Genomic DNA, 25,413 nt, shown 5'->3' with positions numbered 1-25,413 from the left:
GGCGTTAACACCCCCGAGTGACAATGAGGTACGTGGACTCAGGGGGCGACAGCTACGGCGAGCAGGTGGTGAGCGCGATCGAGCGCGCCTGCGAGAGCGATCCCCGGGCCGCGGTGCGACTCGTCGCCGAGTACTCGAGCTACTGGTGGTCCAACGGCCTGCAGGACGAGGCTGCGGCTGCCGCGGAACGAGTGCTGAGCATGCTCGGCCGGACCGTGCCGGTCGGGATGGACGAGGAGTACCTGCTCGCGGTGCTGCACGGAGCCGGATCCGCCGAGCAGGAACAACTGGAGCTCGCCCAGCAGATCGTCCTCGCCACCACCGGCCCGTTCCGGTACTCCGTCACAGTCCTGCTGTGGTCGCTGCTCTTCGGGCCGTTCGAGTCCGCTGCGGTGGTCGAGCAGGTCCTGGAGCGGAACGAGGACGGTGACGCCTGGACCCGGGCGGCGGTCGAGCTGTGCCGCGGCTACCCCGGCCTGACGTCGGCTACTCCCGGTGACGCCGCTCAGGCCTTGCGTACGGCGCTGGGACGCTTCCGGATGCTCGACGACCGCTGGGGGATGTTCCTGGCCCTGACAGCTCTCCGAGACATCGTCGACGACCCCGTCGACGTCATCAGCGAGGCCCTGGAGCTCGCCGAGAAGCTACGGGCCGACGACGAGTCCGGACTGCTCTTCTGCCAGCGCGGCGAGCTCTACCGCCGCCGCGGCGACCTGGATGCGGCCGGCGAGGACTTCAGCTGGGCGCTGGCGCTGGCTGAACACGCGGACCTGGCCGAGACCGCTGCCGCCGCGCACATCGGCCTGGCCCGGGTCGCCCGGTGCTGTGGCGACCTCCTGACGGCCAGGGAGCACCTGGCCCGGGTGCTGTCCAAGGACTCGGACGAGCTGGAGGACGCCCGCTACGAGGCGCTGCACGAACTGAACCTGCTGATCAGCTCCGAAGCCTCTGCGTGACAGTTCGTGACAGTTGTGGTCGCGGACACATCGCGGGAGTTGCACCCGGCTGGTTAGAGTCGGGGCTACCGGCACCCTGACTGCAACGGAGCAGCTGATGGACAAGACGTACGAGTCACCGCAGGCTGCGGTCGACGACATCGGCGACGGCGCGAGCCTCGCGGTCGGCGGCTTCGGGCTGTGCGGCAATCCGATGGAGCTGATCAGCGCCCTGCACGACAAGGGGGTGACCGGGCTCAGCGTGGTGTCGAACAACTGCGGCGTCGACGACTGGGGCCTCGGCATCCTGCTCGCGGACAAGCGGATCGCCAAGATGACCTCGTCGTACGTCGGGGAGAACAAAGAGTTCGCCCGTCAGTTCCTCAGCGGTGAGCTGGAGGTCGAGCTGACCCCGCAGGGCACACTGGCCGAGAAGCTCCGGGCCGGCGGCTGCGGGATCGCGGCCTTCTACACGCTGGCCGGCGTCGGCACGCAGGTCGCCGACGGTGGTCTGCCGCAGCTGTACAACACAGACGGCTCGGTCGCGAAGGCCTCGGCGGCGAAGGAGACCCGGGAGATCAACGGCACGACGTACGTGCTCGAGGAGTCGATCACCACGGACTTCGGGCTGGTGCACGCGCTCAAGGGCGACACCCAGGGGAACCTGGTGTTCGACCGGAGCGCCCGCAACTTCAACCCGCTGGCCGCGATGGCCGGCCGGGTCACGATCGCCTCGGTGGAGGAACTGGTTCAGCCTGGTGAGCTGAACCCGGACGAGATCCACCTGCCGGGTGTTTACGTCCAGCGTGTCGTTGCTGTCGGCAAGGACATCGAGAAGCGCATCGAGAAGCGCACCGTCCAGAAGGGGGCCTGAGCCATGCCACTCACCCGTGAGCAGATGGCCGCCCGGGCGGCCGCCGAGCTGGCCGACGGCGAGTACGTGAACCTCGGTATCGGCCTGCCGACCCTGGTCCCGAACTACATCCCCGACGGCGTCACCGTCGTACTCCAGAGCGAGAACGGGATCCTCGGCGTCGGCCCGTACCCGGTCGAGGGCGAAGAGGACCCGGACCTGATCAATGCCGGCAAGGAGACCGTCACCACGTTGCCGGGCGCCTCGTTCTTCGACTCCGCGCTGTCGTTCGGGATGATCCGGGGCGGCGCGATCGACGCGGCCATCCTCGGTGCCATGCAGGTGTCGGCCAAGGGCGATCTGTCCAACTGGATGATCCCCGGCAAGATGGTCAAGGGCATGGGCGGCGCGATGGACCTGGTCCACGGCGCCAAGAAGGTGATCGTGCTGATGGAGCACGTCGCCAAGGACGGTTCGCACAAGATCCTCGAGGAGTGCGACCTGCCGTACACCGGCCGGGGCGTGGTCAACCGGATCATCACCGATCTCGCCGTACTGGATGTCACCGAGGACGGGCTGAAGCTGGTCGAGCTCGCCGACGGCGTCACCTTCGACGACCTCCAGTCCAAGACCGGCGCACCGATCAAGCAGTAGTCGTGCGGACCGTCAGCCCGGTTCTGGCCGGGCGGTCGGACGAGCTCGCCAAGCTGCAGTCCGCGTACGACGAGACGCGCAGCGGGCGCGCGGTCACGGTGTTGCTGTCGGGTGAGGCCGGGATCGGCAAGACCCGGCTGCTCACCGAGTTCACCACGGGGTTGCCGGACGAGGCCGTCGTACTGACCGGTGGATGTCTGGAGACCGGTGGTGAGAGTGCGGCGTTCGTCCCGTTCATTGCTGTCGGCAAGCAGTTGCGCCGGATGCTCGGCGAGACGGAGCTGTTCCCGCCGAGCGCCGGGACCGGCGCGGAGGGTCGCGGCCGGCTGTTCGGCGAGGTGCTGAGCGTCTTCGAACGGATCGCGGCCGACCGGCCGGTCGTGCTGGTGATCGAGGACCTGCACTGGGCCGACCCGGCCACGCGTGAGCTGTTCGTCTACCTGGCCCGCAATCTCGAGACCGGCTCGGTGCTGGTGATCGGTACCGTCCGGACCGGTGAGGTCGACGTCGGTCATCCGGTGCATCGGCTACTCGCCGAGCTCGGGCGGCGGAACGAGGTCATCTCCCTCGATCTCGGCCCGCTCGACCAGGGCGCGGTCGGCCGCCAGCTGACCGCGATCACCGGCCACCAGAACTCGACCGCGGCCAAGCGGATCCACGCCCGCAGCGGCGGCAATCCGCTCTTCGTCGAGGCACTGGCCCAGACCGAGGACACCGGGACCGCCACCCTGCGCGGGCTGCTGCTCAGCCGGATCGCCGGGCTGCCGGAACCGGCCCGGCAACTGCTCGCCACCGCGTCCGTCTCCGGCGCTCCGGTCAGCGATGGCCTGCTCGCCGCCGTACACCCCTTCGCCGTCGACGCCCTGCGTTTGCTGGTCGACCGCGACCAATTGATCGTGACCGAGGACGGCTACGCCTTCCGGCACGCCCTCATCCGCGAAGCCGTGTACGCCGATCTGTTGCCCGGCGAACGCACCCGCCTCCACGCCGCCTTCGCCCGCGCGTTGACCGACGAACCGAACCTGTCCACCCACGCCCGACCCGCCGCCGAGCTGGCCGATCACTGGTACGCCGCCGACGTACCCGACGAGGCACTCCGGACGGCGTACGCCGCCGCCCGGGAGGCGCGGTCGAACGTCGGGTACGCCGAGGAAGTCCGGCTGCTGACCCGGGTCCTGTACCTGTGGGACCGGGTCGAGGATCCGGCCGGCGTGATCGGCACCGACCGGGTCACGGTGCTCGAGCAGGTCGCGGCCTCGGCCCAGTTCGCGGCCGAGTCGGGCACCGGTATCGACGCCTGCACCGAGGCGCTCGCGCTGCTCGATCCTGCCGACGAACCCGATCGCGTCGCCCGGCTGCTCGAACGGCGTACCCGGCTGAAGATCCAGACCGATCTCAGTGGTCTGGATGACCTCCGGCGGGCACTGAAGCTCGCGACCGAACCGCACATCCGCGCCCGCATCCTTTGCACGACGGCGAGCACCCTCTCGATGACCGGCGGAGGCGCGGAGGCCCTGCCTACCGCCGTCGAGGCAGCGGAGCTCGCCGCGGTGGTCGGCGACGATTCAGTTCGGGCGATGGCCCTGGCGATCCGCGGACTGCTGGAGGGCCGGGCGCCCAACCACGACGCCGCGCTGGGCCGAGAGCTGTTGCAGCGGGCCCGCGGGCTCGCCACCCACTGCGGCGATCACTACACCGCGCTCACGGCGATGCTGTGGGAGGCCGCGATCAGCTGGGGTCACGCGCCGTTCAGCGCTCAAGTTCACCAGCTGATGGATGCCGTGCACATCGCAGAGCAGGTCGGCATGCGCCGGGCCCGGGGAGCGATCCTGGCCAGCTCCGCCAGTACCCGGTTGTTCGCGCTCGGCCGCTGGGACGCCGCCCTCGAACTGATCGAGGACCAGCACGACCCAGAGCTGCCGACCGTGTACGACGCCTACCTCCGGCTGAATCGCGCCCACATCATGCTCGGCCGCGGGGACCTCGACGCGGTCCGGACCGACCTGGACCGAGTGGAAGGACTCATCGGCGACGACCTCGAGGTCCTGTTCCGGGTGGACTGGCTGCAGCTCTCGATCGGACTGGCCACCGCGGAGGCCGACTACCGCACCGCCGATCGTCACCTCGGCGAGTTCCTTGCCATCGGTCGCGATGATCTGGTCCCGCTGGATGCGGTGGTGGACGCGGCGCGGATGCTGCGGGCGTGGCGGGCCGCCCATCCCCGCGATCAGCAGGTGATCGAACAGGTAGCCCAGCGACACCGCGCGCTGACCCGGCTGACCGTCGACCCGCTCGCGTACGACGACGGACACCGGCTGCTTCTCGACGCCGAGCTCGGGCCCGGCAAGCTCGCCGATTGGGACGCGGCCGGCGACTACTGGCGCGGACTCGGCGCACGCTGGAAGCTCGCCCGGACGCTGACCCGGGCGGCCGAGGTCGCGCTGGCGGACAGCAACCGCGGTGGCGCCAGGCTCCGGCTGCGCGAGGCGATCGAGCTGGCGACGGACATCGGCGCACCGCCATTGCTCGACCACTTGACCAAGCTCGCCCGGCGGGCCCGGTTGGAGGACGAGCCGGCGGCGCACGCGTTGCCGTTCGGGCTGACACACCGGGAGTACGACGTACTGCGGGTCGTTGCGGCCGGGAAGTCGAACCGTGAGATCGCCGCCGAGCTGTTCATCTCGCCGCGCACGGTCGGCATCCACCTGTCCCGGCTGCTCACCAAACTCGGCGCCGCCACCCGCACCGAGGCCGCCGCCGTGGCGCACCGGAACGGACTGCTGGAGCAGTAGTTCGGACCGGGAGATAGGGCGTTCGGCAGATGTGCCGGACCGGCCCTCGCGGCGAGGCTCGAACTCGATCGAGTTCGAGGAGGCCGCAGCGTGGATTACGTCGGATGGGTACGCCGCAACCCGCAGGCGCTGGCCCGTCGGCCGGGCATGTTCCCGACCGACGGCCCGTACGCAGAGTCGAAGGAGTACTCCCTGAGCGGCGGCGCCCCGGTGTCAGTCGATGATCTTGGTCTCGGGGAGGGCCCGGCGCCAGAGGGCATGGTTGGGACGGTCGCGGAGATGCTGGTCGAAGAAGGCCGGGAGGTAGGTGCGGAGCGCGAACAGCACCTTGGCCGGGTTCGCCGTACCGACGGCGGTCTCGATGAGCTCGGGTGGGACGGTGAAGAACCGCTGGAACCACGGCACCAGCGCCTGGTGGTCGATGAAGCTGTAGTGGCGGCCGTTCGGGAGGTTGAGGTCGCGTTTCCAGCCTGTCGAGTGGTCCCAGAACAGACCCCAGGACGGTTCGTCCCGGTGGGTCATCGGGCCGAAGGGGCCGCTCTTGGCGGACCCCATCAGCAGGAACGGGCGATCGGTCCCGTGCGCCACGGTCGGAGCGTCGGCGGGATCGTCGTACCCGTAGCCGAGCGGACCGTCGAGGTTGATCGCGGCGCGGACCCGGCGATCGACGTCCAGCAGGTCGATCGAGCTGAGACCGCCGGCCGAGTGACCGTAGGCGCCGACCCGGCGCAGGTCGAGGATCTCGCCGAGACCGGCCGGCAGGTGGCGGTGCTCGGCGTCCGGGTTCTGACCGTGGGCCAGCTTGGTGACGGCGTCGAGGACGAACCGGAGGTCGGCGAGGCGCGCGGCCCGAGCCATCAACGCGTACGAGCCCTCCGGCAGGGTCTGCACCTCGAGCCGGCCGCCGGGGAACTCGACGCCGGCGACCTCGTACGTGTGGTCGACGGTGACCACGACATATCCGCGGCCGGCGAGCTCGGCGACACTGATCGAGGCGAGCCCACGCGGTACGCCGAAGCCGGGTGAGAACACCACCACCGGCCGCCGGCCCCAGCTCCGGCACGTACGGGTCGTCGCGGTCCGGATCGACCAGGTGCAACTCCGTCGTACCGACCGGAAACGGCCCGGTCGGCCGCGGAAATCGGAGGGACACAGGGGTACGGCGAGTGGTGGCCTGGGCACCTGGGGTTGCGAACGGAGTGAGCAGGGTCGCGCCGGTGGAGACGAGCAGGAGGCGTCGGGTGAGCATGAGTCGACTCTCCTCTCGCGTAAGAGTGCGTTCAGCTCCCGGAAGACATCTGTCATCCCTGTCGAAAGTCGGGTATACGGGACAGGTGGAGCTGGATGTGCTGGTGATTGGCGGAGTCGGGATCGACACGATCGTGCGGGTGCCGAGCCTGCCGTTGAAGGAAGCGGAGACGATCGGTGTCGAGCCGATCGAGTCGTACCTCGGACACACGGGGCACGGCGTCACGCTCGGCTGCCACCTGCTCGGGCTGCAGGCCGGCCTGGTCGATGTGATCGGTGACGACGTCGAGGGCGACCGCATCCGCCGTACGTACGCCGAGCTCCGGCTCCCCCTCCACGTCGCTCTGCATCCCGCCGGAACCCGTCGATCGGTAAACCTGGTCGCGCCGGACGGCCAGCGCCTCTCCCTGTACGACCGGCGGCACCCGGCCGGACTGCGGGTCGACCCGGACCTCTGGCGGACGAACGTCGTACATGCCCGGCACGTCCATGTCTCGATCATGGACTTCGCCCGGTACGCGCTGGGCGACGCGATCGCGGCCGGGTGCACGGTCTCGACCGACCTGCACGACTGGGACGGCCGGAACGACTACCACAAGGACTTCGCGACCGCGGCCGACATCGTCTTCGTCTCCACCGGTGCGCTCGCGGAGGACGCGGTCGACTGGATCTTCGCCAACGGCCGTGCCGAGGTCGTGGTCGCGATGTCCGGCGCGAACGGCAGCTACCTACACGTCCGCGACCAGCCCACCCGGCACCTCCCCGCGATCCATCTCCCGGATCGCCGGGTGGTCGACACCAACGGAGCCGGCGACGCTTACGTGGCCGCGTTCCTGGCCCGCTTCCTGGACGGCGTCTCCTGGCATGACGCCGCGCTGGCCGGCACGGTCGCCGGCGCCTGGGCCTGCACCACGCCCGGCACCCACGCCAACCTCATCACCGCCGAAGAACTGGCGCTCTGGACCCGGCAATACATCTAGCCGCGAGTCATCGGTGGATGAAGCGTGGTGGCGGTGCCGCGGTGGAAGAGCTGGGCCGGGCGACCGCCGTCCCGGGTTGTGGTGGTGCCGACCGGCGCGACGAAGTCTGCGGTCTTGGTGACCTTGCGGTGGAAGTTGCGCGGGTCCAACGGGGTGCCCCAGACGGCTTCGTAGACGCCGCGCAGTTCGGAGATGGTGAACTCGGGCGGGCAGAAGGCCGTGGCCAGCGGCGAGTACTCGAGCTTGGCCCGAGCCCGCTCGACCGCGTCCGTGAGGATCTGGTGATGGTCGAACGCCAGCCGGTCCGGATCGGCCAGGAGCTCCATCGCCTCGACCCAGCTCGCTGATGCCGCGTCGGACCCGGCGACCGGGGCGGGGAGATCGGGGACCAGCGCCAGGTAGGCGACGCTGACGACCCGACCACGTGGGTCGCGCTCGGGAGCGCCGTACGTCGCCACTTGCTCGAGGTGGATGCGCTCCGAGGAGAGGCCGGTCTCCTCCGCGAGTTCGCGCCGGGCGGTCGACTCCAGGTCCTCGTCGGGTCGGACGAACCCACCCGGCAGCGCCCACCGGCCTTGGTACGGCGGGATGCCGCGACTGATCAGGAGCACGTGCAGGCCGCCGTCGCGGACGGTCAGGATGACCAGGTCGGTGGCCAGGCCGAGCGGCTCGAAGTCCATGGGCCGAGTGTAATCGTCACCTTGACGAGAAGTCACATACGGGCTTATCGTCAGAGTGACGACAAAGGAGAATGATCGATGGCAGACATCACCCGCTTCCGCTTCATCAGCCACCTGCGGGCCAATCCGACCACCCACGTCCGGCATCTGCGCAACGGGAAGGTCGCGCACGACGGCGCCGGCCAGGCGTTCTGGTTCCGCGCGCTGAACTCGTCGCTGAGCGAGATCCCGATCGACGACCGCGAGCAGCCGCTGTTGTTCCACGGCCGCACCCAGGACTTCCAGGACGTCGCCGTGCAGGCGAGCGTGACGTACCGAGTCACTGACCCGGCGCTGGCCGCGAGCCGGCTCGACTTCGGGATCGACCCGGACACCGGGCTCTGGCGATCCACTCCGCTGGAGCAGCTCGGCGGATTGCTGACCGAGCTTGCCCAGCAGACCGCCCTGGACCTGCTGGCCCGGATGACCTTGACCGAGGCACTCTCCGAGGGCATGACCTCGTTGCGGCAGACGGTCGGGACCGGGCTGCGTGAGGATCAGCGGCTGACCGGTCTCGGCATCGGAGTCGAGGATGTCCGCGTGGTCGCCGTACGGGCCGAGCGGGATGTCGAGAAGGCGCTGCAGACTCCCACCCGCGAGATGGTGCAGCAGGCCGCGGACAAGGCGACGTACGAACGTCGCGCGATGGCGGTCGAGCGGGAGCGCTCGATCGCGGAGAACGAACTCCAGAACCAGATCGAGCTCGCCCGCCGCGAGGAGCAACTGGTCAACCAACGCGGCCAGAACGAGCGCATGCGCGCGACCGAAGCCGCAGCCGCCGGTCAGATCGAGACCGCAGCCGCGGCCGGTCGCCAGCGGGCGCTCAGCGAGTCGGAAGCCGATGCCAAGCGGGTGATCGGTGCGGCGGCGGCCGCGGCCGAGAAGGCGATGCTCGATGCGTACGCCGAGCTCGACCAGGGGACCATCCTGGCGATGGCGATCAAGGAAGGTGCGCTGCCGGAGATCGGCACGCTGAACCTGACCCCCGATCTGCTCACTCCGCTGCTGGCCAGGCTGACCGCATGAGCCTGCCACCCAGGGCGGTGATCGTGCACCGGGCGACCGAGCTCACCGAGCTGGTCGCCCGGCACGGGACCCGGCAGCAGGCCGGGTTCTTCCTGACCAGCCGCGGCCGGGACCTGGCCGAGCTCGACGCTCGGCACCAGGCCCAGCAGGACGCCCTCGCGACAGTCAGCGCCGCGATCCCGCTGGACTGGCGCCGAGCTGTTGCTGAGCGCAACGACCTGGACCGGTTCGGGTTCGGCCCGGAGGACGTGGTGATCGCGGTCGGTCAGGACGGGCTGGTCGCCAACGTGGCCAAGTACCTGGACGGCCAGCCGGTGATCGGGATCAACCCCGAGCCGGCGCGCAATCCCGGCGTACTCGTGCCGCACGAACCGGCCGCGATCGCCGACCTGCTGGCCGTGCCGAACGTGACGGCGCGGACGATGGTTGCCGCGAGCACCGATGACGGGCAGCAGCTGATCGCGTTGAACGAGGTGTACGTCGGGCACCACTCACACCAGTCCGCACGGTACCGGCTGAGCTCGCCGGAGAGCCTGGCCGAGCGTCAGTCGTCGTCCGGCGTCCTGGTCGGAACCGGCACCGGTTCGACCGGCTGGTGCCGGTCGGCGTGGCAGGAACGGCGCAGTCCGCTGGCCCTGCCGGCGCCGACCGATCCGGCGTTGTGCTGGTTCGTCCGCGAGGCCTGGCCGTCACCGGCGACCGGGACCGACAATACCGAAGGTTTACTCAAAGCCCCGGACACGTTGACGATCACGGCCGAGTCCGACCTCGTCGTCTTCGGCGACGGAATGGAATCCGACACCCTGACCGTAACCTGGGGCCAACGCCTAGAAATCGGCGTAGCCCCAGTCACACTCCAACTCGTGGTGTGATCAGCCGCCGTTCAGGGGGTCGTAGGCGGGGGCGAAGCGGAACTGGTCGAAGTCGCCCCAGTTGAGTTTTACCTTGCCGAGGTTCTTGATTGCGGTCTTGGTGCCGTTCGCGTGGCTGACGGAGTAGATGTAGTAGGTGCCGTTGTCGCGATCCATCGCGAGCACGATCGAGCCGGTTCCACAGGGGGCCGCGATCATCTTCTCGAAGATCTGCCAGCTCGACGTACGCACCGGCGTCGCGACCGGCTTCAGTGGGCTGGTGGTCGGGATCTTCAACGTGTACAGCCCGCCGGCCCGGTTGTTCACCAGGAACATGTCGTACGTCGCCGTCGTGGCGATCAGCGCGAACGCCTTCATCGTGCTGAGGCCGGTGACATAGCCGGTGTTCCGGAAGCCCGCACCCACATCGGTCCAGCGCCCGAGTTTGCCGCTCGCCTCCTGCTGGTACAGCGTCGTCCGGGTCGGCTTGCTCGCCGCCGAGGCCTTGTACCGCGCCTGGACGAGGAAGCGCCCGCCCCAGCCGCCGCCGTACTTCTTCAGGACGGCCGAGCCCGCCATCAGCGAACCGTCGGAACGGACGATGGCCGAACTGTCGTAGAGATATCCACCGATCACGATCTTCCCGACCCGGGCCGTCCGCCCGCCGGTCATCGGAGTGGTGGTGAACGTGGTGGGCGTGCTGCCGAGACCGAACGGCGGTTTGTAGATGTTCGGCGTGGACAGGATCGGGCCTTCGGTCGGCGGTGTGGTGGCGGTGATGACCTCGCTGTTCTGACCCCACTGCTGGTTGAACGAGCCGACCCCGAGTGCGCAGGCCGCCGCGAGGCTGGTGGGCGCGGTCGGCGTAGCCAGCGCTGTCTGCGCCGCTTGGGCGGTCGGAAGCGTCAGCACCAGACCCGCGACACTCATCAGACCGATGGTCTTACGGAACATCCAGATGTCCTTTCAGAGGGATCACTCGCCATTGGCGACGTCGTAGACAGCAATAGGCACCCAGCGGAAGTACACCGGGTCGTCGAAGGTACCGGGGACGGTACCCCGGGACTGGATGACGGTGGACAGGCCGTTCGCGTGGCCGACGGCGTACAGGTAGCCCGTCTTCGTGTCCCTGTCGATGCCCAGCAGGAGCGTGCCGTTCTTCCCGCACGCCATCGCGGACAGCTCCTCGAAGCCCTGCCAGGTGCGGGTCCGCACCTGCTTGACGACCGGCTTCAGCGGCGACGAGGACGGGATCCGGATCGTGTACAGCACCCCACCGCGGCTGTTCGCGAGGAACGTGTCGTACGTCGGAGTCTTGCTGATCAGCGTCATCGACTTGACCGACGAGAACCCCGGATACGAACCGGCTGCCCGCCAGGTGCCGTTGACGATCGTCCAACGGAACAGCGTCCCGTCATTCCGCAGCGCGTAGGCCGCCGACCGGCCGACGGGGCCGGTAAACGTCTCGTACGTCGTGGTCTCGAGCGTCCTGAACGACGCCCAGCCGCCACCGATCCGCCGCAGGAAGGGCGGGTTGGTGGGATCGATCTGGCCGGTGCCGGGGTCGACCGTGTAGTTGCTCCAGTAGAGCGCGTCGCCGATCACGACGTACCCGTAGCGGTCGAAGCCGGCGATGTCCGGCTCCTGCGTGGTGCGGGCACTCAGCCGGACCTGCCCGGGCCCGAACACCGCCTCCGCGGTCTGCTTGTCGACGACCGTCGGCGGTGTGGTCGCGGTCAGCTGCGACGACGTGTGCTGTCCCGTCGCGGTCACCGATCCCTGCCAGACTTCACAGACCGCGGCAGCGCTCTGCGCGGTCGTTCCCGGAGTGACCGCGCCCTGGGCCGCGGTAGGCGTGAGCGCGGCCGCCGACAAAGCGGCGCCCCCGACCCAAGCCACGATGCGTCGCTTCATGTCCCCTGCCCTCCGCGTCCCCTTCGGCGTCGCGGGACGCTCTACTCACCTAGATACCGGGCGGGCACAGAAAGTTTCACAGCTCTGAGTAAGCAGCCACCAGGGTGGCGGAATCCTTTTCCCAGTTGAGGTCTGCGGCTGCGGCTCGTACTCCGTCGGTGTACGTGGCATAGCTCTCGATCAGGGCTTGGACTGCTGCTGTGAGAGATGCCGAGTTGCCCGGCTCGTAGAGAGTGCCGAGCTTGTACTGCGTGACAACAGCACGCATCTCCGGAAGATCGGCCGCCACCACCGGGACGCCGGCCCGGACGGCGTGGAAGAGCTTGTTGGGCAGCGCCAGCCGATGGTTCTCACAGGTGTTGGTGAGCGTGACGAGCGAGATGCCGTACGAGCGCAGCGTGTCGTCGACCTCGTCGATCGAGCGCTCCGCGACCGTCTCGACCGGTCCCAGATCCAAGCGATAGTTGGGATCCACCGACCCCATCAACACCGTCCGGAACGGCGCCAACTGACGTGCGGCCGCGACCACCGTCGGCAGATCCCGGCCGGCGCCGACGCGACCGGCGTACAGCAGACCCTCCGGATGATCCGGCGCAGCCGGTACGTCGTCAGCCCGCGGGAACGTGTTGCGTACGACGCGAACGTCCGGCAACCCGCGCGACCGCAACCGCTCCGCGATCCCGTCCGACACCGTGATGACGAACCGCGCCTTCGACGCGAGCGAAACCTCGAACCGCCGCCCACGCGCCCGCCACAGTGGCGTCGGCCGACCCGGCAAGGCCCGGTCGAACCACAGCTCGTGCGTGTCGTAGACCAGCTCCGCCGACCACTTCTCGGCGTACTCGGCGGCGAGCTCCAACGTGTTGAAGTCATGCGCGTGCACAACCTCGAACGGGCCGGCGGCGGCGACCCGGGGAGCGGCCGCGATCCGCCACTGCTTCTCGGTCCGGTTCCGGTGCTCCGGCAGCAGCAACCACCGGCCGAACCGCTGAACGAGCACCTTGGGCCCGTTCCGCCCGTGCCCGACCGCGAGCCCACCGTTACCCGACCGCAGTCCGGCCGAGCGGGAGACCGACTCGACCGTGATGCCCGGACCAATCTCGAATCTGTCCGGGACATCGCGGCCGATCACATGCAGCGTGTGACCGGACGCGGCCAGAGCCGTTGCCTCCCGCAAGATCCGCGAGTCCCCGGCGATCGGGGACTGCGCGATCATCAGAATCCGCACTTACTCGCCGCCCACCACGAGTTCGTTGTTCATGAACGGCAGCAATACCTCGACAGACTTCCGTCCGTCATGCAGGTCCCGCACGTACTCCGGCCCCGCGTCGGCGATCTTGCGCGCGGTGTCGCGCTCGGCGACCAGCCGCTCGATCACCTCGGACAGGTCGTCCGGCGTCGCCTCCGCGATCGGCAGGTCGGTCGGCAGCAGGTCGCGGACCGGGTCCGCGATATGCCCGACGGTGACCCGGCCTGCCGCCATCGCCTCGCAGGCGAAGACGCCGTACGAACCGAGCAGCAGCTGGTCGACCACGATGTCGGCGCTCTTCACCATCTCGGCGAGCTCGGCATGCGGAACACCCTGGACCCGCTGGTACTTGATCAGGCCCCGCGCATCCAGGTCCGTCAGCACAGGATCGACGTACGCCGAACCCTTCAACGCCGAGGCGGACGGTGCGTGCAGCACCACCGGCACCTCCCGCTCGAGCACCGGCTGGGTCGACCCGAACTCGCCGACGTCCACGGTCAGCGGCAGCCAGATACCGTTCTCGACGAACTCCAGCAGGTCCGGAGTGGTGACGAAGATCGGGCCTTCGTACCCCTCCAGGTGCCGGCGCATCAGGTCGTTCGCCGACTGCAGTCGCGACGTCAGCTCGTCGTCCGGGTTGCGGAACGGCGACCACCGGTAGTTGGCCCGGTGCAGTGCCGGATCCCGGATCTCCGACCCGTGGAACACCAGGCCGTGCTTGATCCCGGCCTGATCCAGCATCGGTACGTCGTTCGTCCACATCTGCCCGCGCTGCTGCCCGAACATCGGCCGGCCGGCCTCGAACAGCACGTGGGTGACCTCGCGCAACGCGTACGCCGTCAGCTCCAGCTGCCAACGCAGGTCGGACCGGTACTGCCGGTACGTCCCGGTGCGGTGCACGCGGAAGTCGAACGCACCACTGCCCGTGGTCAGCGACTCCGCCTTGATGTCCGGCACTTCCCGCTCGAGCGCGGTCGCCCACAACCACGCCTGACCGGCGCTGTTGACCGGACCGAGCAGGAGCCGGCGGTGGTCCTTGATCGCGCGGCCGCCAGGCTGCACGACCGCGAGCTGCCGGCCGGAGAGTTCGCCGTACAGGGCCCGGAGCTTCTCCGCCTGCCCGGACCAGGACACCTCCTGCTGGTAGCTGGGGTCAGCCACCCGCTCGCGGTAGGTGTCGAGGTCGCCGAGGACCGTGCGGACCTTGGCCGCGAGGTCGTGCGCGTCCGCCGCGGCGAACACCTCGCCGATCCCGGTCCGGTCGACGAACTCCTTCATGCTCGGCATGTCGCTGACCACCACCGGCACGCCCGCGAAGGCGTACTCGAACAGCTTGTTCGGCAGCGACATCTCGTGACTCGGGTAGCGCAGGATCGGGATCAGCCCGACGTCCGCTGTCCGCAGGAACGCGACGACCTCGTCCGGCTTCACCGGGTCCAGGCAGTGCAACCGGTCCTGCACCTCGAGCGCCACGGCCTGCGCCTGCAGTTCGCGTACGGCGTCGGTCGCAACGCCAGGCACGCACACAACGGCCAGGTGCACGTCCGGCAGGTCGACCAGCGCCTGGACCGCAGTCTGGATACCCCGGGCCCGGGTGACACCACCGCTGTAGACGAGCAGCGGTACTTCGGACCCCAAACCGATCTGGCTGCGGATGTCGGACACCTCGACCGACACGTCCGCCGGATTCGGCGTGTTCATGATCACGATCGGCTCGTGATCCAGCTTGTGCTCGCGCTGCAGTCGCGTCGCGATGGCCGGGCTGACGGTGATCACCCGGTCTGCTTCGGCGATGTACTCGGCCTCGTGGTTGGCCCACGCCGAGATCGAGCGCCGCGTGCGAGCGCCGTACCGGGACAGGCCCGCCACGTACTCGTGCGCGTCGTACACGACCTTGAGGTTGCGGCCGCGCAGCTTCGCCCGGCCGGCGGCGCGGGTGGCGACCCCGATCACGTGCATGTCGTGCGCGTGCACGACATCGGGCTCGAGCCGGTCGATCAGATCACCGAAGGCGATCTCCAGGTCCAGCGCCTCGGGGTGCAGCTTGCGCCACGGTGCCGGCCACCCCATCCGGTGGATGACGCCGTCGTACGCACGCCACCCGAACTTGAACGGGGTATCGGCCTTGTTGCCGACGCCCTTGCGCACCCAGGTCGCCTTCTTGGCGGCCTGCCAGCGGGAGCGGCGGAGCAGCCGGGTGGCCACGCCGAGCTTGAACTTGAGCGGATTTCCCTTGCCGGCCTTGGCCCGCGCGATCGCGTGCCCCGAGTCGGCCTTCAGTTCCTTGAGCTCGGCCTGGACCCGCTGACTGCGGGCCACATAGGTCGAGCGGTACTTGTACCCCACCAACGGCGGCCGCCAGTCGCGCCGCGCCTTCCGGCTGCGTTTGCGCTCCTCACGCAGAGCGAACGGCACCGCCACCCGGACGATCAGCGCGCCGTCGAGCATCTCCCTCGACGGCAGGCCGCTGGCCGAGACCCCGAGCACAGTTACCTCTGCTCCGGTCTCGGCCAGTGCTGCGGCCTCTTTGCGGACCCTACTGTCGTTGGTGACGTCGTTGGCGACCATCATCACGACCCGAAGGTCGGCATTTGTCACTGGCTGACCGACCTTCCGATCACGATCCGGCGGACGCCCGCCCAGCGCGCTGCGTCGGTGCGGTCACGACCGTCGACCAGCACCTTCACACCCGGCAGCTCGGCCGGCGTCAGCTGCGCGTACTCGGCGTGGTCGGCCTGCAGCACGGCCGCGTCCACCGGCGCCCCCAGCGCGTACGGCGCGAAGCCGAGCTGCTGGAGCTCCTCGTCGGTGTACAGCGGGTCGTGCACGGACACCTCCGCACCGCGGGCCTTCAGCGCCTCCACGGCCGGGAAGACCCCGGAGAACGCGGTTTCCTTGACCCCACCACGGTACGCCGCGCCGAGCACGACCACCTTGGCTCCGGTCAGGTCGCCGTACGCACCCTCGAGCAGGCCGACGGTGTACTCCGGCATGCCCAGGTTCGCCTCGCGGGCGGCGCGGACGACGGTGGCCTCCGGGTCGGTCCACAGGTACAGGCGCGGGTAGACCGGGATGCAGTGGCCGCCGACGGCGATCCCCGGACGGTGGATGTGGCTGTACGGCTGCGAGTTCGAGGCCTCGATGACCTGGTGGACGTCGATGCCGTTCTCGCCGGCGAACCGGGCGAACTGGTTCGCCAGGCCGATGTTGACGTCGCGGTAGGTGGTCTCGGCCAGCTTCGCCAGCTCGGCCGCCTCCGCGGAGCCCAGGTCCCACACGCCGTTGCCGCGCTGCAGGTCCGGGCGGTCGTCGAAGTCGAGCACGGCCTCGTAGAACGCGGTGGCGCGCTTGGCGCCCTCCTCGGACAGGCCGCCGACCAGCTTCGGGTACTTGCGCAGGTCCGCGAACACCCGGCCGGTGAGGACACGCTCGGGCGAGAACACCAGGTGGAAGTCGGTGCCCTCGGTCAGGCCGGAGATCTCCTCGATCATCGGCTTCCACCGGTTCCGGGTGGTACCGACCGGCAGGGTGGTCTCGTAGCTGACCAGGGTCCCGGGGCTCAGGTGCTCGGCCAGCGAACGGGTCGCGTTCTCCATCCAGCCGAACTCGGGCTCACCGGTCTGCTCGTCCACGAACAGCGGCACGACCACGACGACCGCGTCGCTGCCGGGGATGGCGTCCGCGTAGTCCGTGGTCGCCCGCAGGCGGCCGTCGGCCACGGTCTCGGACAGCAGTTCCTGCAGGTGCGCCTCACCCGGGAACGGCTCCTGACCGGCGTTGACCAACTCGACGAACTTCTCGTTGATGTCGACGCCGACCACCTGATGACCCTTGGCCGCGAACTGGACCGCCAACGGCAGTCCGATCTTGCCTAAGGCAACAACACTGACACGCACAGGAACTCCACTAGGTAGTGATTCTTCATCGGGGGCCTCGGAGCTTCCGTTCCAGCGGGTGCTCGACGAACTTGTAGAGCAGCCACGAGGCGATGATCGAGATGACCAGGACACCGGCGTACCACGTCAGGTTGGACCAGCCGATCGGCCCGGCCACACCGTGGTGTTCCTTGATCGCGTACAGGATGGTGGCGTGCACCAGGTAGAAGGCGTAGGACCACTGGCCCAGCGCCACCATGGGCTTGCTGCGCAGCAGTGACCGGCCACCGCGGGTGTCGCGGGCGGCGGTGGCGAAGATCAGGAAGCCGTACAGCAGGGTCAGGATTTCCTTCTGACACAGGCCCATGGTGATCGCGCCGGGGAACTGGGTCGGGTGCGAGCCCGAGTACCAGAGCACGTACAGGCCGCCGCCGGTGACCAGGAACGCGAACCACACCGGGATGCGCGGCTTCCAGCCCGACCGCAGCGAGATCGCCAGGCCGATGCCGAACAGGAACGCGACCGAGTGCAGCACCGGTTGTGGCAGCACCGGTACGACGTCCTTGTAATGGAACAACGCCAGCCGGTACGCCCCGCCGAGCACGATCACCGCGACACAGATGATCAGGCCGCCGGCCACCTTCAGCCGCTGGGTGGCGCGCCAGACGAACGGGAAGTACGCGTAGAAGAACGCTTCCACCGAGAGCGTCCAGCCCGCCGGGTTACCGCCGTACAGGATGGTCGGGTTGTTCGACCAGCCGTGCAGCAGGAACGCCGACAGCACCAGGACGCTGACCGAGATCGGCTTGATCCAGGACATCCCGGCCGGCGGGTCGACCCGGTAGAAGACGAAGAACGCCGCGACCAGGGTGAGGAAGTACAGCGGGAAGATCCGGGCGAACCGGCGCCGGTAGAAGGTGCGGATCTTCGTGCCCGGCTGGGCCGACCAGGTCAGCACGAAACCGGACAGCACGAAGAAGAACGTGACGCCGGAGGTGCCGTACTTCAGGAAGTCGAAGATCGGCAGCGGCGCCAGGTTGGTCATGTGGTGGCAGAACACGAAGAACGCCGCCCACCAGCGCAGACCGGTGAGCGACTCCACCCGCGGCAACCGTGCCCGCGGGTGGGTCGGCGGTGGGCCGGACTCCCCGGGGAAGGCACTGACAGGCGCGCCGGGTGGCGGGGACGCCACGTCAACCGGCCCAGGGGCTTCCTGGGTCGGCGGTTGCTGCTGGTCCTCTTCGGCGGCCTTTGTCATGTGGTTACTCCGCTAAGGCGGCGACGACACGGCCGGCGGCCTGGCCATCGCCATAGGGCATCGGGCGGTCCCCCGCGGGAGCCGGCCGGGCGGCCAGCTCGGGCAGCTTACTGACGTCCGAGGTGAGGACGTTCCAGCCGTTGTCGAGCGTCTCGACCCACTCGGTCTCGGTGCGCAGCGTGGTGCACACCCGGCCGAGCAGGAAGGCTTCCTTCTGCAGACCACCGGAGTCGGTGACCACACCGGCCGAGCCGAGCACGGCCGCGACCATCTCCGGGTAGGCCAGCGGCTCACGGACGTGCAGCGAACCGTCCGGACGCTCCAGCTTGATCCCGTGCTGCGCGCACTTCGCGACCAGTCGCGGGTGCGCCAGCAGGACCACCGGACGCCCGGCGTTCGCCAGGCCCTCGATGATTCCGGCGAGGTGCTCCGGGTCGTCGGTGTTGTCGGGCCGGTGAATCGTCGCGACCAGGTACTCGCCCTGCTTGAACGGCAGGTCGAGCGGCTTGTCCTTGACCGCGTCGCGGACCCGGAAGCACACGTCGGTCATGACGTCGCCGACCAGCCGGGACTTGTCCGTCAGGCCCTCGTTGGCCAGGTGGTCCATCGCCACCTGGGTCGGGGCCAGCAGCAGGTCCGCCGCGTGGTCGGTCAGGACGCGGTTGTGCTCCTCCGGCATCCGCCGGTTGAACGACCGCAGCCCGGCCTCCAGGTGCGCCACCGGCAGGTGCATCTTCACCGCCGACAGCGTTCCGGCCAGCGTCGAGTTGGTGTCGCCGTACACAAGCACCCAGTCCGGCTTGTGCTCGTCCAGTACGGCGTCCATCGCGGCCAGCATCGCACCGGTCTGGACGCCGTGGCTCCCGGATCCGACGCCCAGGTGGACGTCGGGATCCGGGATCCGGAGGTCGGCGAAGAACACGTCGGACATGTTCTTGTCGTAGTGCTGCCCGGTGTGCACGATCACGTGCTGGTGTCCATGTTGCTCTTTGGCGGCGGCGAACGCCTCCGCCACCGGTGCCAGCTTGACGAACTGCGGGCGTGCTCCGACGACGCTCAGGACCTTCATGACTACGCAGACTCCCCGGCGATCTGGATGGTGCGGTCCTCGGCGGCCGACTGGATCACGGCTTCTGCGACCGCAACGGTCCGCAGACCCTGCTGCAGCGTGACGATGTCGGTGTCCTTCCCGAGAACGGCGTCGCGGAACGCCTCGTGCTCGGTGCGGAGCGGCTCCGGCTTGCTGATCGCGTAGCGGATCATGTCACCCTCGCTGACACCGCGGAAGTGCGCGACGTCGTCCCAGGCGGTGGCAACCGTGCCGTTGGCGTGGAAGGACAGGTCGGCCAGCAGGGTGTCGGCGATGAACGCGCCCTTCTCACCGGTGACGACGGTGAGCCGCTCCTTCATCGGGGACAGCCAGTTGACCAGGTGGCTGGTCACGGTGCCGTCGGCCAGCTTGCCGGTCACCGCGATCAGGTCCTCGTACTGCCGGCCGCTCTTGTGCGCGCTCTGCGCGGCCACCGTGACGAACGGCGACTGCGTCACCCAGGCGGTCAGGTCGATGTCGTGGGTGGCCAGGTCCAGCACCACGCCGACGTCGGCGATCCGGGCCGGGAACGGGCCCTGGCGACGGGTGGTGATCTGGTAGATGTCGCCCAGCTCGCCCGCCTCGAGACGCACCCGCAGCGCCTGCAGCGCCGGGTTGTACCGCTCGATGTGACCGACCGCGCCGACCAGACCGGCCGCCTCGAACGCCTTGGCGATCTCGGTCGCCTCGGCCGAGGAACCGGCCAGCGGCTTCTCGATCATCGCGTGCACGCCGGCCTCGGCCAGCGCCTTCGCGATCTCCGCGTGGTACTGGGTCGGGACCGCGACCATGCAGTAGTCAAGCTTCTCGGCGATCAGCTGCTCGATGCTCTCGTGCACCGGACGACCGCCGGCCACGCCGAACTTGTCGCCACCCGGGTCGGCGACGGCGACCAGGTCGACGCCGTCGAGGGAGCCGAGTACACGGGCGTGGTGACGCCCCATCATGCCCAGGCCGATCAGGCCGGCTCGCAGGTTCGCCATCTCACGCACCAGCCTTCGCCACGGTGTTGACCGCGGCCACGATCCGGTTCAGGTCGTCCTCGGACAGCGAGGGGTGGACCGGCAGCGAGAGCACCTCGGCCGCGGCCTTCTCGGTCTCCGGCAGGTCGAGCTCACGCTGGAACGACGGGAGCCGGTGGTTCGGGATCGGGTAGTAGACGCCGCAGCCGACGCCGTACTCGGTCCGCAGCGCGTTGGCGAAGCCGTCGCGGTCCTCGGTCACCCGGATCGTGTACTGGTGGTACACGTGGGTCGCCTCGTCGGCCACCGCCGGGACGCCGACACCGGCCAGGTTCGCGTCCAGGAAGGCCGCGTTCTCCTGCCGCTGCTTGGTCCAGCCGCCGACCTTGGTCAGCTGCACGCGGCCGATGGCGGCGTGCAGGTCGGTCATCCGGTTGTTCAGGCCGACGACCTCGTTCTCGTACTGCTTGAGCATGCCCTGGTTGCGGAACAGCCGCATCCGGCGCTCGAGGTCGGCGTTCGCGACCGAGTTCATGCCGCCCTCACCGGACGTCATGTTCTTGGTCGGGTAGAGGCTGAACATCGCGAACTCGCCGAAGCTACCGACCGGGGCGCCGTTCCAGGTGGCGCCGTGGGCCTGCGCGGCGTCCTCGTAGATCTGGATGCCGTGCTTGTCGGCGATCGCCTGCAGCGCGGTGATGTTGGCCGGGTGACCGAACAGGTGCACCGGCATGACGGCCTTGGTCTTCTCGGTGATCGCGGCCTCGACCGCGGCCGGGTCCAGGCAGAAGTACGTCGGCTCGATGTCGACGAACACCGGGGTCGCACCGGTCAGCGCGACGCTGTTCGCGGTCGCGGCGAAGGTGAAGGACGGGACGATGACCTCGTCACCCGGACCGACTCCCGCGGCCAGCAGGCCGAGGTGCAGGCCCGACGTACCGGAGTTGGTCGCGACGCACGCCCGGCCGGAGACCAGCGCTGCGCCGAACTCCTGCTCGAACGCCGCCACCTCGGGGCCCTGGGCCAGCATGCCGGACTGCATCACACGGTCGACGGCCTCGCGCTCCTCCTTCCCGATGATCGGCTTCGCGGCCGGAATCGGCTGCACCATCAGTTCTCCTCCATGCTGTCTTCGGCCGGCCGCAGCCGCCCGTCGGTTTCGATGTACATCTCGCCCGTGTTCGGGCATTTCCACTCGCCGTTCCCGACGTCGAGCAGCGGAACCCCGGCCTTGCCCACCCACTTGATCCGGCGGGCCGGAACCCCGGCGACCAGCGCGAAGTCTGGCACGTCCTTGGTCACCACCGCACCCGCGGCGACGGTGGCCCAGCGACCGATGGTGACCGGTGCCACGCAGACGCTGCGCGCACCCAGCGAGCAGCCTTCCTTCATCGTGACGCCGACCGGCTCCCAGTCGTGCCCGCTCTTCAGCGAGCCGTCCGGGTTCACCGCGCGCGGGAAGTAGTCGTTGGTCAGCACCACGGCCGGACCGATGAACACCCCGTCCTCGAGCGACGCGGGCTCGTAGACCAGGGCGTTGTTCTGGATCTTGCAGTTGTTGCCCATCCGGACCCCGGTCCCGACGTAGGCACCCCGGCCGACGATGCAGTTCTCGCCGAGGACCGCGTTCTCGCGGATCTGGGCCAGGTGCCAGATCGACGAACCGGCGCCGATCTGGGCGCTGTCGTCGACGTCGGCGGTCGGCGCGATGCGGGACGTCACAAGGTCTCCTTCGAAATGAGCCAACTGGTGAGTACTTCGGCCGAGCGTCGTCCGTCGTGCAGCTCCGCCACGAAGGCGGGACCGGCGGCCGCCCGCTCGGCGGCGGCGTCACGATCGGCGATCAGGCCGGTGACGACGTCACCCAGGGTGTCGGGATCCGCCTCCACGATCGGCACCTCTCGCTCCGTCAGACTACGCACCCGCTGGCGCACCGCGTCACCGACGTACGAAACGACGATCCGCCCCGCGGCCAGTGCTTCGGCGGCCGCCACGCCGTACAGGCCGATCCGGAGCTGATCGACAACGATGTCGGCGTCGCCGATCACCTTCGCCATCTGGTGATTCGGTACGCCGGTGATGCGCCGGTACTCGATCAGTCCGCGCTCGTGCAGAGTGGTCAGGACCGGTTCGATGTCCGCGGTGCCCTTGAGGGCCGCGTTCGACGGAGCGTGCGCCACCACGGGACGTTCCCCGCTGAACAGCGGCCGGGCGGCCTGCTGCCACGGCGCCGGGTCGATCGCGACCGGCAGCCACTGCGCCGTCGGTGCGTCGTCGAGCAGGTCGACCGTGGACACGAACACCGGGAGCCCGAGGCTCTCGACCAGCTCGGCGTGCCGGCGGGCCTGCTTCTCCAGGCGCTCGGTGAGGTCGTCACCCGGGGTGAACGGCGACCAGCGCTCGCGCTTCGCGTGCCGGCTGGGCAGGCGGATGTCGGACCCGTGGAACAACAGGGAAACGTTGATGCCCTGCTCGAGCATCGTGGCGATGTCGGCCTCGGCGTCCGGGTAGCCGCGGGCGCCGAAGATCGGCCGCAGCGACTCGACCATGACATGGGTGTACGACGACAGCACGTGCTGCTCCTGCGCGCGCTGCCAGCGGGGCTGACCGAACCACGCGAGCGGTACACCGTAGTCGTCGGTGGAGTGGAACTGACCCTTGCGGTGCAAGGCGAACGAGACGGCACTGACCTCCGGGATCGTCCGGGCGGCCTGCGCCCAGGCGTAGCCCTGACCGGCGGAGTTGGTCGGGCCGACCAGCATCCGGACCGGGGTCGTGGCTGCCGGCGGGAACGCCGGCAGCTGCGCGTACGAGTACCGCAAGCCGCGCAGGCGCCGCCGGACCGCACCCGCGGTCCGGGCGAACGGCGCCGGCAGGTGCTCGCGGATCGAACGCGACACCGTCATCGAATCACCCATTACCTGCCGGGGCCTTCAACTGGTCCAGCTCCCGGCGGGCGGCCGGAATACCCAGCACCACCGGGGTGCTCGCCCGGCGCTGTCCCAGGTTCCAGCCGGCCCAGATCGCGCCGGCGTCCAGCGCCACCACGACATCGGCCTGCTCGATCGTCGCCATCACATCGCGACGACTCAGCACCCGGTCCCAGTAGGTCTTGCCCAGATCCTTGCTGGCCCGGTTGCCACGCAGGAACTTCACCGGCGCCGACGTCTTAATTGCCGTAGGCAACATCCGCCCGGCAACCTTCCGAGCCCGCCGAGCCCGCCAAGCCACCGCCTTCTTAACCCGCCGAACCCCAGTAGGCCGCGGCTTCGCCGCAGCAGGCGGAGTGGTGGGAGAACTGGTAGAAGCACCAGCGTTCTTTCCATCGGCGGGAGCGGCGGTTGTGGCAGCAACCTCCTCCGCCGCAGCCGCAGGCACCTCAGCCGCAGCAGGTGCAACCTCGGCCTCACCAACCACCGCCTCCGGCTCGGCAACTGCCTCGGGTGCGATGACCGCGTCGGGGGCTTCGTCTGTGGGGTCAGGCACCGGCTCGGGAGCAGGTGCGACCGGCATGCGACCAGGGCCGATGAGGGTGAAGCTCTTGACCTTGTCGGCGACGGGACCAGCGGGAGCGACCCAACCAACGACGTCGAGGATGACGTTCGGGTCACCCAGGTCCTCACGCACGGTGTCGAAGTACGCGACCGGCAACCGGCGCGTGCTCAGCAATACGACGCTCTTCACACCGCCACCCCCTGCACGGACGCAGCCAGCGACTCGATCCGCGGATCCAGCTGCAGATCACGCCGGTACGACGCACCGAACTCGCGCGCCTTCGCCCGGATTCCCTCGTCCGCGGTCCGCGCCGCGTGCGCCGCCTCGGTCAGTGCCGCGGCGATCGCCTCCGGCGTGACCTCGGAGACCGGGAACCACAACGGATGACCGCGCAGTACGTCGGACGCCGCGTTCTCCGGGTCGTGCACCGACACGACCGGCAACCCGGTCGCCAGGTACTCGAACACCTTGCCGCTCGTCACGTACCGGCCCTTGCCCAGCATCAGCAGCTGCACGTCGAACTCGTCGTACGCCTTGGCGATCTCCGCCTTGCCGACCGGGCCCTCGTAGCTGACGCCGGCCTCGGACGCGTTGTTGATCGTCCCGAGCATGTCCGCCCGCGGCTGCGCGTAGTACCCGAGGTAGCCGTGGATCTTCGCCTTCGCGCCGGCCATCTCCTCGGACTCGTCCTTGGCGAGCTTCCAGCCCTCGACGAACTCGGCCAGCGGCACCTTCGGCGACACGGTCCCGACGTACCCGAAGACCAGCGGCCGGTCCGTCACCGGACCACGGTCGTGCGTGTCCGGCACCAGGTCGGGGTCGAACCCGTTGGCGACCGTATGCATCTTGGCCGCCTGCGCCGGGTAGAGCTTCTCGTGCCACTCCTTGATCGGGTCGTTCACGAACCAGACCTCGCGAGCGGACTCGACCAGCTTCTTCTCCCACTTCGCGGCCCGGCTGTTCGGCTCGTGCAGCCGGTCACCGGTGAACACGTCCAGCAGCCACGCGTCGCGGTAGTCCATCACGTACGGGACGCCGGACTTCTTGTGCAGGTGGTACGCCGCGGTGAACGCGACGTGCGGGTTCGCGGTGGCGACCGTGAGGTCGACCTTGTGCTCGTTGTGGATCTTCTCCGCGGCCTTCTCGATGACCGAGCGCCACGGCCCGTACCCGGTCTCCGGGAACGGGATCTGGTCCTGCTTCGTGCGCCACTTGCTCCACAGCTTCGGGTTGGACGCCCGGGCCTTGGACCACTTGCGCAGGTCGGCTTCGAGGATGGGCCATTCGAACGGGACCCGGACGACCTCGATGGCCGGGTCGATCCGTTCCTCCAGGGTCAGGTCCGCACCGGTGAACCGGTGGAACGTGTCGCGGTCGGCCGTCAGCACGGTCACCTTCCAGCCGAGCGCGGCGAACCGGTTGGCCGTAGCCAGGGCCCGGTAGACGCCGCCGCCTCGACAGGGCGGGTAGCCCCAGGCGACGTACAGCATGTGTGGGCGGTCGGTCATGCCC

22 protein-coding genes are annotated in these 25,413 nt (G+C 69.2%); 7 read left to right on the top strand and 15 right to left on the bottom strand.

Going from position 1 to position 25,413, the window contains the following annotated elements:
- The first annotated feature begins 32 nt into the window (after nucleotides 1–32).
- The 4 genes from AB0L70_RS07865 (at nucleotide 33) to AB0L70_RS07850 (ending at nucleotide 5,234) form a co-directional block, all read left to right on the top strand.
- Entirely contained in the window at nucleotides 33–956 is a 924-nt protein-coding gene (locus AB0L70_RS07865; RefSeq protein WP_363681244.1) for a hypothetical protein, read from the top strand.
- 97 nt (nucleotides 957–1,053) lie between these two features.
- Entirely contained in the window at nucleotides 1,054–1,809 is a 756-nt protein-coding gene (locus AB0L70_RS07860) for a CoA transferase subunit A (protein ID WP_363681242.1), read from the top strand.
- A 3-nt stretch (nucleotides 1,810–1,812) separates the two neighbouring features.
- Nucleotides 1,813–2,442 (top strand): 3-oxoacid CoA-transferase subunit B, encoded by a 630-nt coding sequence (locus AB0L70_RS07855; protein WP_363681240.1) that lies wholly within the window; start codon nucleotides 1,813–1,815, stop codon nucleotides 2,440–2,442.
- 2 nt (nucleotides 2,443–2,444) lie between these two features.
- Nucleotides 2,445–5,234 carry an AAA family ATPase gene (locus AB0L70_RS07850; protein ID WP_363681238.1) on the top strand — a complete coding sequence of 930 codons (2,790 nt, stop codon included), beginning with the start codon at nucleotides 2,445–2,447 and terminating at the stop codon, nucleotides 5,232–5,234.
- Between the two features lie 213 nt (nucleotides 5,235–5,447).
- Here AB0L70_RS07850 and AB0L70_RS07845 read toward each other — a convergent pair whose 3' ends face one another.
- Complete coding sequence (locus tag AB0L70_RS07845; protein ID WP_363681236.1) at nucleotides 5,448–6,539, bottom strand: hypothetical protein; 1,092 nt, start codon at nucleotides 6,537–6,539, stop codon at nucleotides 5,448–5,450.
- A 29-nt stretch (nucleotides 6,540–6,568) separates the two neighbouring features.
- Between AB0L70_RS07845 and AB0L70_RS07840 the strand changes: the two genes are divergently transcribed.
- The gene (locus tag AB0L70_RS07840; RefSeq protein ID WP_363681234.1) at nucleotides 6,569–7,462 is read left to right on the top strand and encodes a carbohydrate kinase family protein; all 894 of its coding nucleotides are present in this window, start codon (nucleotides 6,569–6,571) and stop codon (nucleotides 7,460–7,462) included.
- Here AB0L70_RS07840 and AB0L70_RS07835 read toward each other — a convergent pair.
- Nucleotides 7,459–8,142, bottom strand: a complete 684-nt coding sequence (locus AB0L70_RS07835; RefSeq protein ID WP_363681232.1) for an NUDIX domain-containing protein — start codon at nucleotides 8,140–8,142, stop codon at nucleotides 7,459–7,461. The two genes, AB0L70_RS07840 and AB0L70_RS07835, sit on opposite strands and share 4 nt — an antisense overlap.
- A 78-nt stretch (nucleotides 8,143–8,220) precedes the next feature.
- Between AB0L70_RS07835 and AB0L70_RS07830 the strand changes: the two genes are divergently transcribed.
- Both AB0L70_RS07830 and AB0L70_RS07825 read left to right on the top strand, forming a co-directional pair.
- Nucleotides 8,221–9,207 (top strand): SPFH domain-containing protein, encoded by a 987-nt coding sequence (locus AB0L70_RS07830; protein WP_363681230.1) that lies wholly within the window; start codon nucleotides 8,221–8,223, stop codon nucleotides 9,205–9,207.
- Nucleotides 9,204–10,079: a hypothetical protein gene (locus AB0L70_RS07825; RefSeq protein WP_363681228.1), complete on the top strand. Its 876-nt coding sequence runs from the start codon at nucleotides 9,204–9,206 to the stop codon at nucleotides 10,077–10,079. Before AB0L70_RS07830 ends, AB0L70_RS07825 begins: the two co-directional genes overlap by 4 nt.
- Here AB0L70_RS07825 and AB0L70_RS07820 read toward each other — a convergent pair whose 3' ends face one another.
- The 13 genes from AB0L70_RS07820 to AB0L70_RS07760 all read right to left on the bottom strand — a co-directional run bounded on the left by AB0L70_RS07820 (nucleotide 10,080) and on the right by AB0L70_RS07760 (nucleotide 25,409).
- Complete coding sequence (locus tag AB0L70_RS07820; RefSeq protein WP_363681225.1) at nucleotides 10,080–11,012, bottom strand: hypothetical protein; 933 nt, start codon at nucleotides 11,010–11,012, stop codon at nucleotides 10,080–10,082. It abuts the gene before it with no gap.
- 21 nt (nucleotides 11,013–11,033) lie between these two features.
- Nucleotides 11,034–11,972, bottom strand: coding sequence for a hypothetical protein (locus AB0L70_RS07815; RefSeq protein ID WP_363681223.1), 939 nt, complete (start codon nucleotides 11,970–11,972; stop codon nucleotides 11,034–11,036).
- A 76-nt stretch (nucleotides 11,973–12,048) separates the two neighbouring features.
- Nucleotides 12,049–13,188, bottom strand: coding sequence for a glycosyltransferase (locus AB0L70_RS07810; RefSeq protein WP_363681221.1), 1,140 nt, complete (start codon nucleotides 13,186–13,188; stop codon nucleotides 12,049–12,051).
- 12 nt (nucleotides 13,189–13,200) lie between these two features.
- The gene (locus AB0L70_RS07805; protein ID WP_363681219.1) at nucleotides 13,201–15,819 is read right to left on the bottom strand and encodes a glycosyltransferase; all 2,619 of its coding nucleotides are present in this window, start codon (nucleotides 15,817–15,819) and stop codon (nucleotides 13,201–13,203) included.
- Entirely contained in the window at nucleotides 15,816–17,117 is a 1,302-nt protein-coding gene (locus AB0L70_RS07800; RefSeq protein WP_363681217.1) for a nucleotide sugar dehydrogenase, read from the bottom strand. The genes AB0L70_RS07805 and AB0L70_RS07800 overlap by 4 nt, the downstream gene beginning before the upstream one ends.
- Before the next feature lie 25 nt (nucleotides 17,118–17,142).
- Entirely contained in the window at nucleotides 17,143–18,354 is a 1,212-nt protein-coding gene (locus tag AB0L70_RS07795; RefSeq protein ID WP_363681215.1) for an acyltransferase, read from the bottom strand.
- 4 nt (nucleotides 18,355–18,358) lie between these two features.
- A complete protein-coding gene (gene wecB, locus AB0L70_RS07790; protein ID WP_363681213.1) occupies nucleotides 18,359–19,423 on the bottom strand; it encodes a UDP-N-acetylglucosamine 2-epimerase (non-hydrolyzing) in 1,065 nt (354 codons plus the stop codon).
- Nucleotides 19,424–19,425: 2 nt separating this feature from the next.
- Nucleotides 19,426–20,427 (bottom strand): Gfo/Idh/MocA family oxidoreductase, encoded by a 1,002-nt coding sequence (locus tag AB0L70_RS07785; protein ID WP_363681211.1) that lies wholly within the window; start codon nucleotides 20,425–20,427, stop codon nucleotides 19,426–19,428.
- Nucleotide 20,428: 1 nt separating this feature from the next.
- Nucleotides 20,429–21,520 (bottom strand): DegT/DnrJ/EryC1/StrS family aminotransferase, encoded by a 1,092-nt coding sequence (locus tag AB0L70_RS07780; protein ID WP_363681805.1) that lies wholly within the window; start codon nucleotides 21,518–21,520, stop codon nucleotides 20,429–20,431.
- A complete protein-coding gene (locus tag AB0L70_RS07775; protein WP_363681209.1) occupies nucleotides 21,517–22,152 on the bottom strand; it encodes an acyltransferase in 636 nt (211 codons plus the stop codon). The genes AB0L70_RS07780 and AB0L70_RS07775 overlap by 4 nt, the downstream gene beginning before the upstream one ends.
- Nucleotides 22,125–23,312, bottom strand: a complete 1,188-nt coding sequence (locus AB0L70_RS07770) for a hypothetical protein (RefSeq protein WP_363681207.1) — start codon at nucleotides 23,310–23,312, stop codon at nucleotides 22,125–22,127. Before AB0L70_RS07770 ends, AB0L70_RS07775 begins: the two co-directional genes overlap by 28 nt.
- A 4-nt stretch (nucleotides 23,313–23,316) precedes the next feature.
- Nucleotides 23,317–24,090 carry a hypothetical protein gene (locus AB0L70_RS07765; protein ID WP_363681205.1) on the bottom strand — a complete coding sequence of 258 codons (774 nt, stop codon included), beginning with the start codon at nucleotides 24,088–24,090 and terminating at the stop codon, nucleotides 23,317–23,319.
- The gene (locus tag AB0L70_RS07760; protein WP_363681203.1) at nucleotides 24,087–25,409 is read right to left on the bottom strand and encodes a glycosyltransferase; all 1,323 of its coding nucleotides are present in this window, start codon (nucleotides 25,407–25,409) and stop codon (nucleotides 24,087–24,089) included. The genes AB0L70_RS07765 and AB0L70_RS07760 overlap by 4 nt, the downstream gene beginning before the upstream one ends.
- Nucleotides 25,410–25,413 lie beyond the last annotated feature (4 nt).

Source organism: Kribbella sp. NPDC051952 (assembly GCF_040680855.1).
Lineage (GTDB): Bacteria > Actinomycetota > Actinomycetes > Propionibacteriales > Kribbellaceae > Kribbella.
This window is presented reverse-complemented; position numbering and strand designations above follow the sequence as displayed.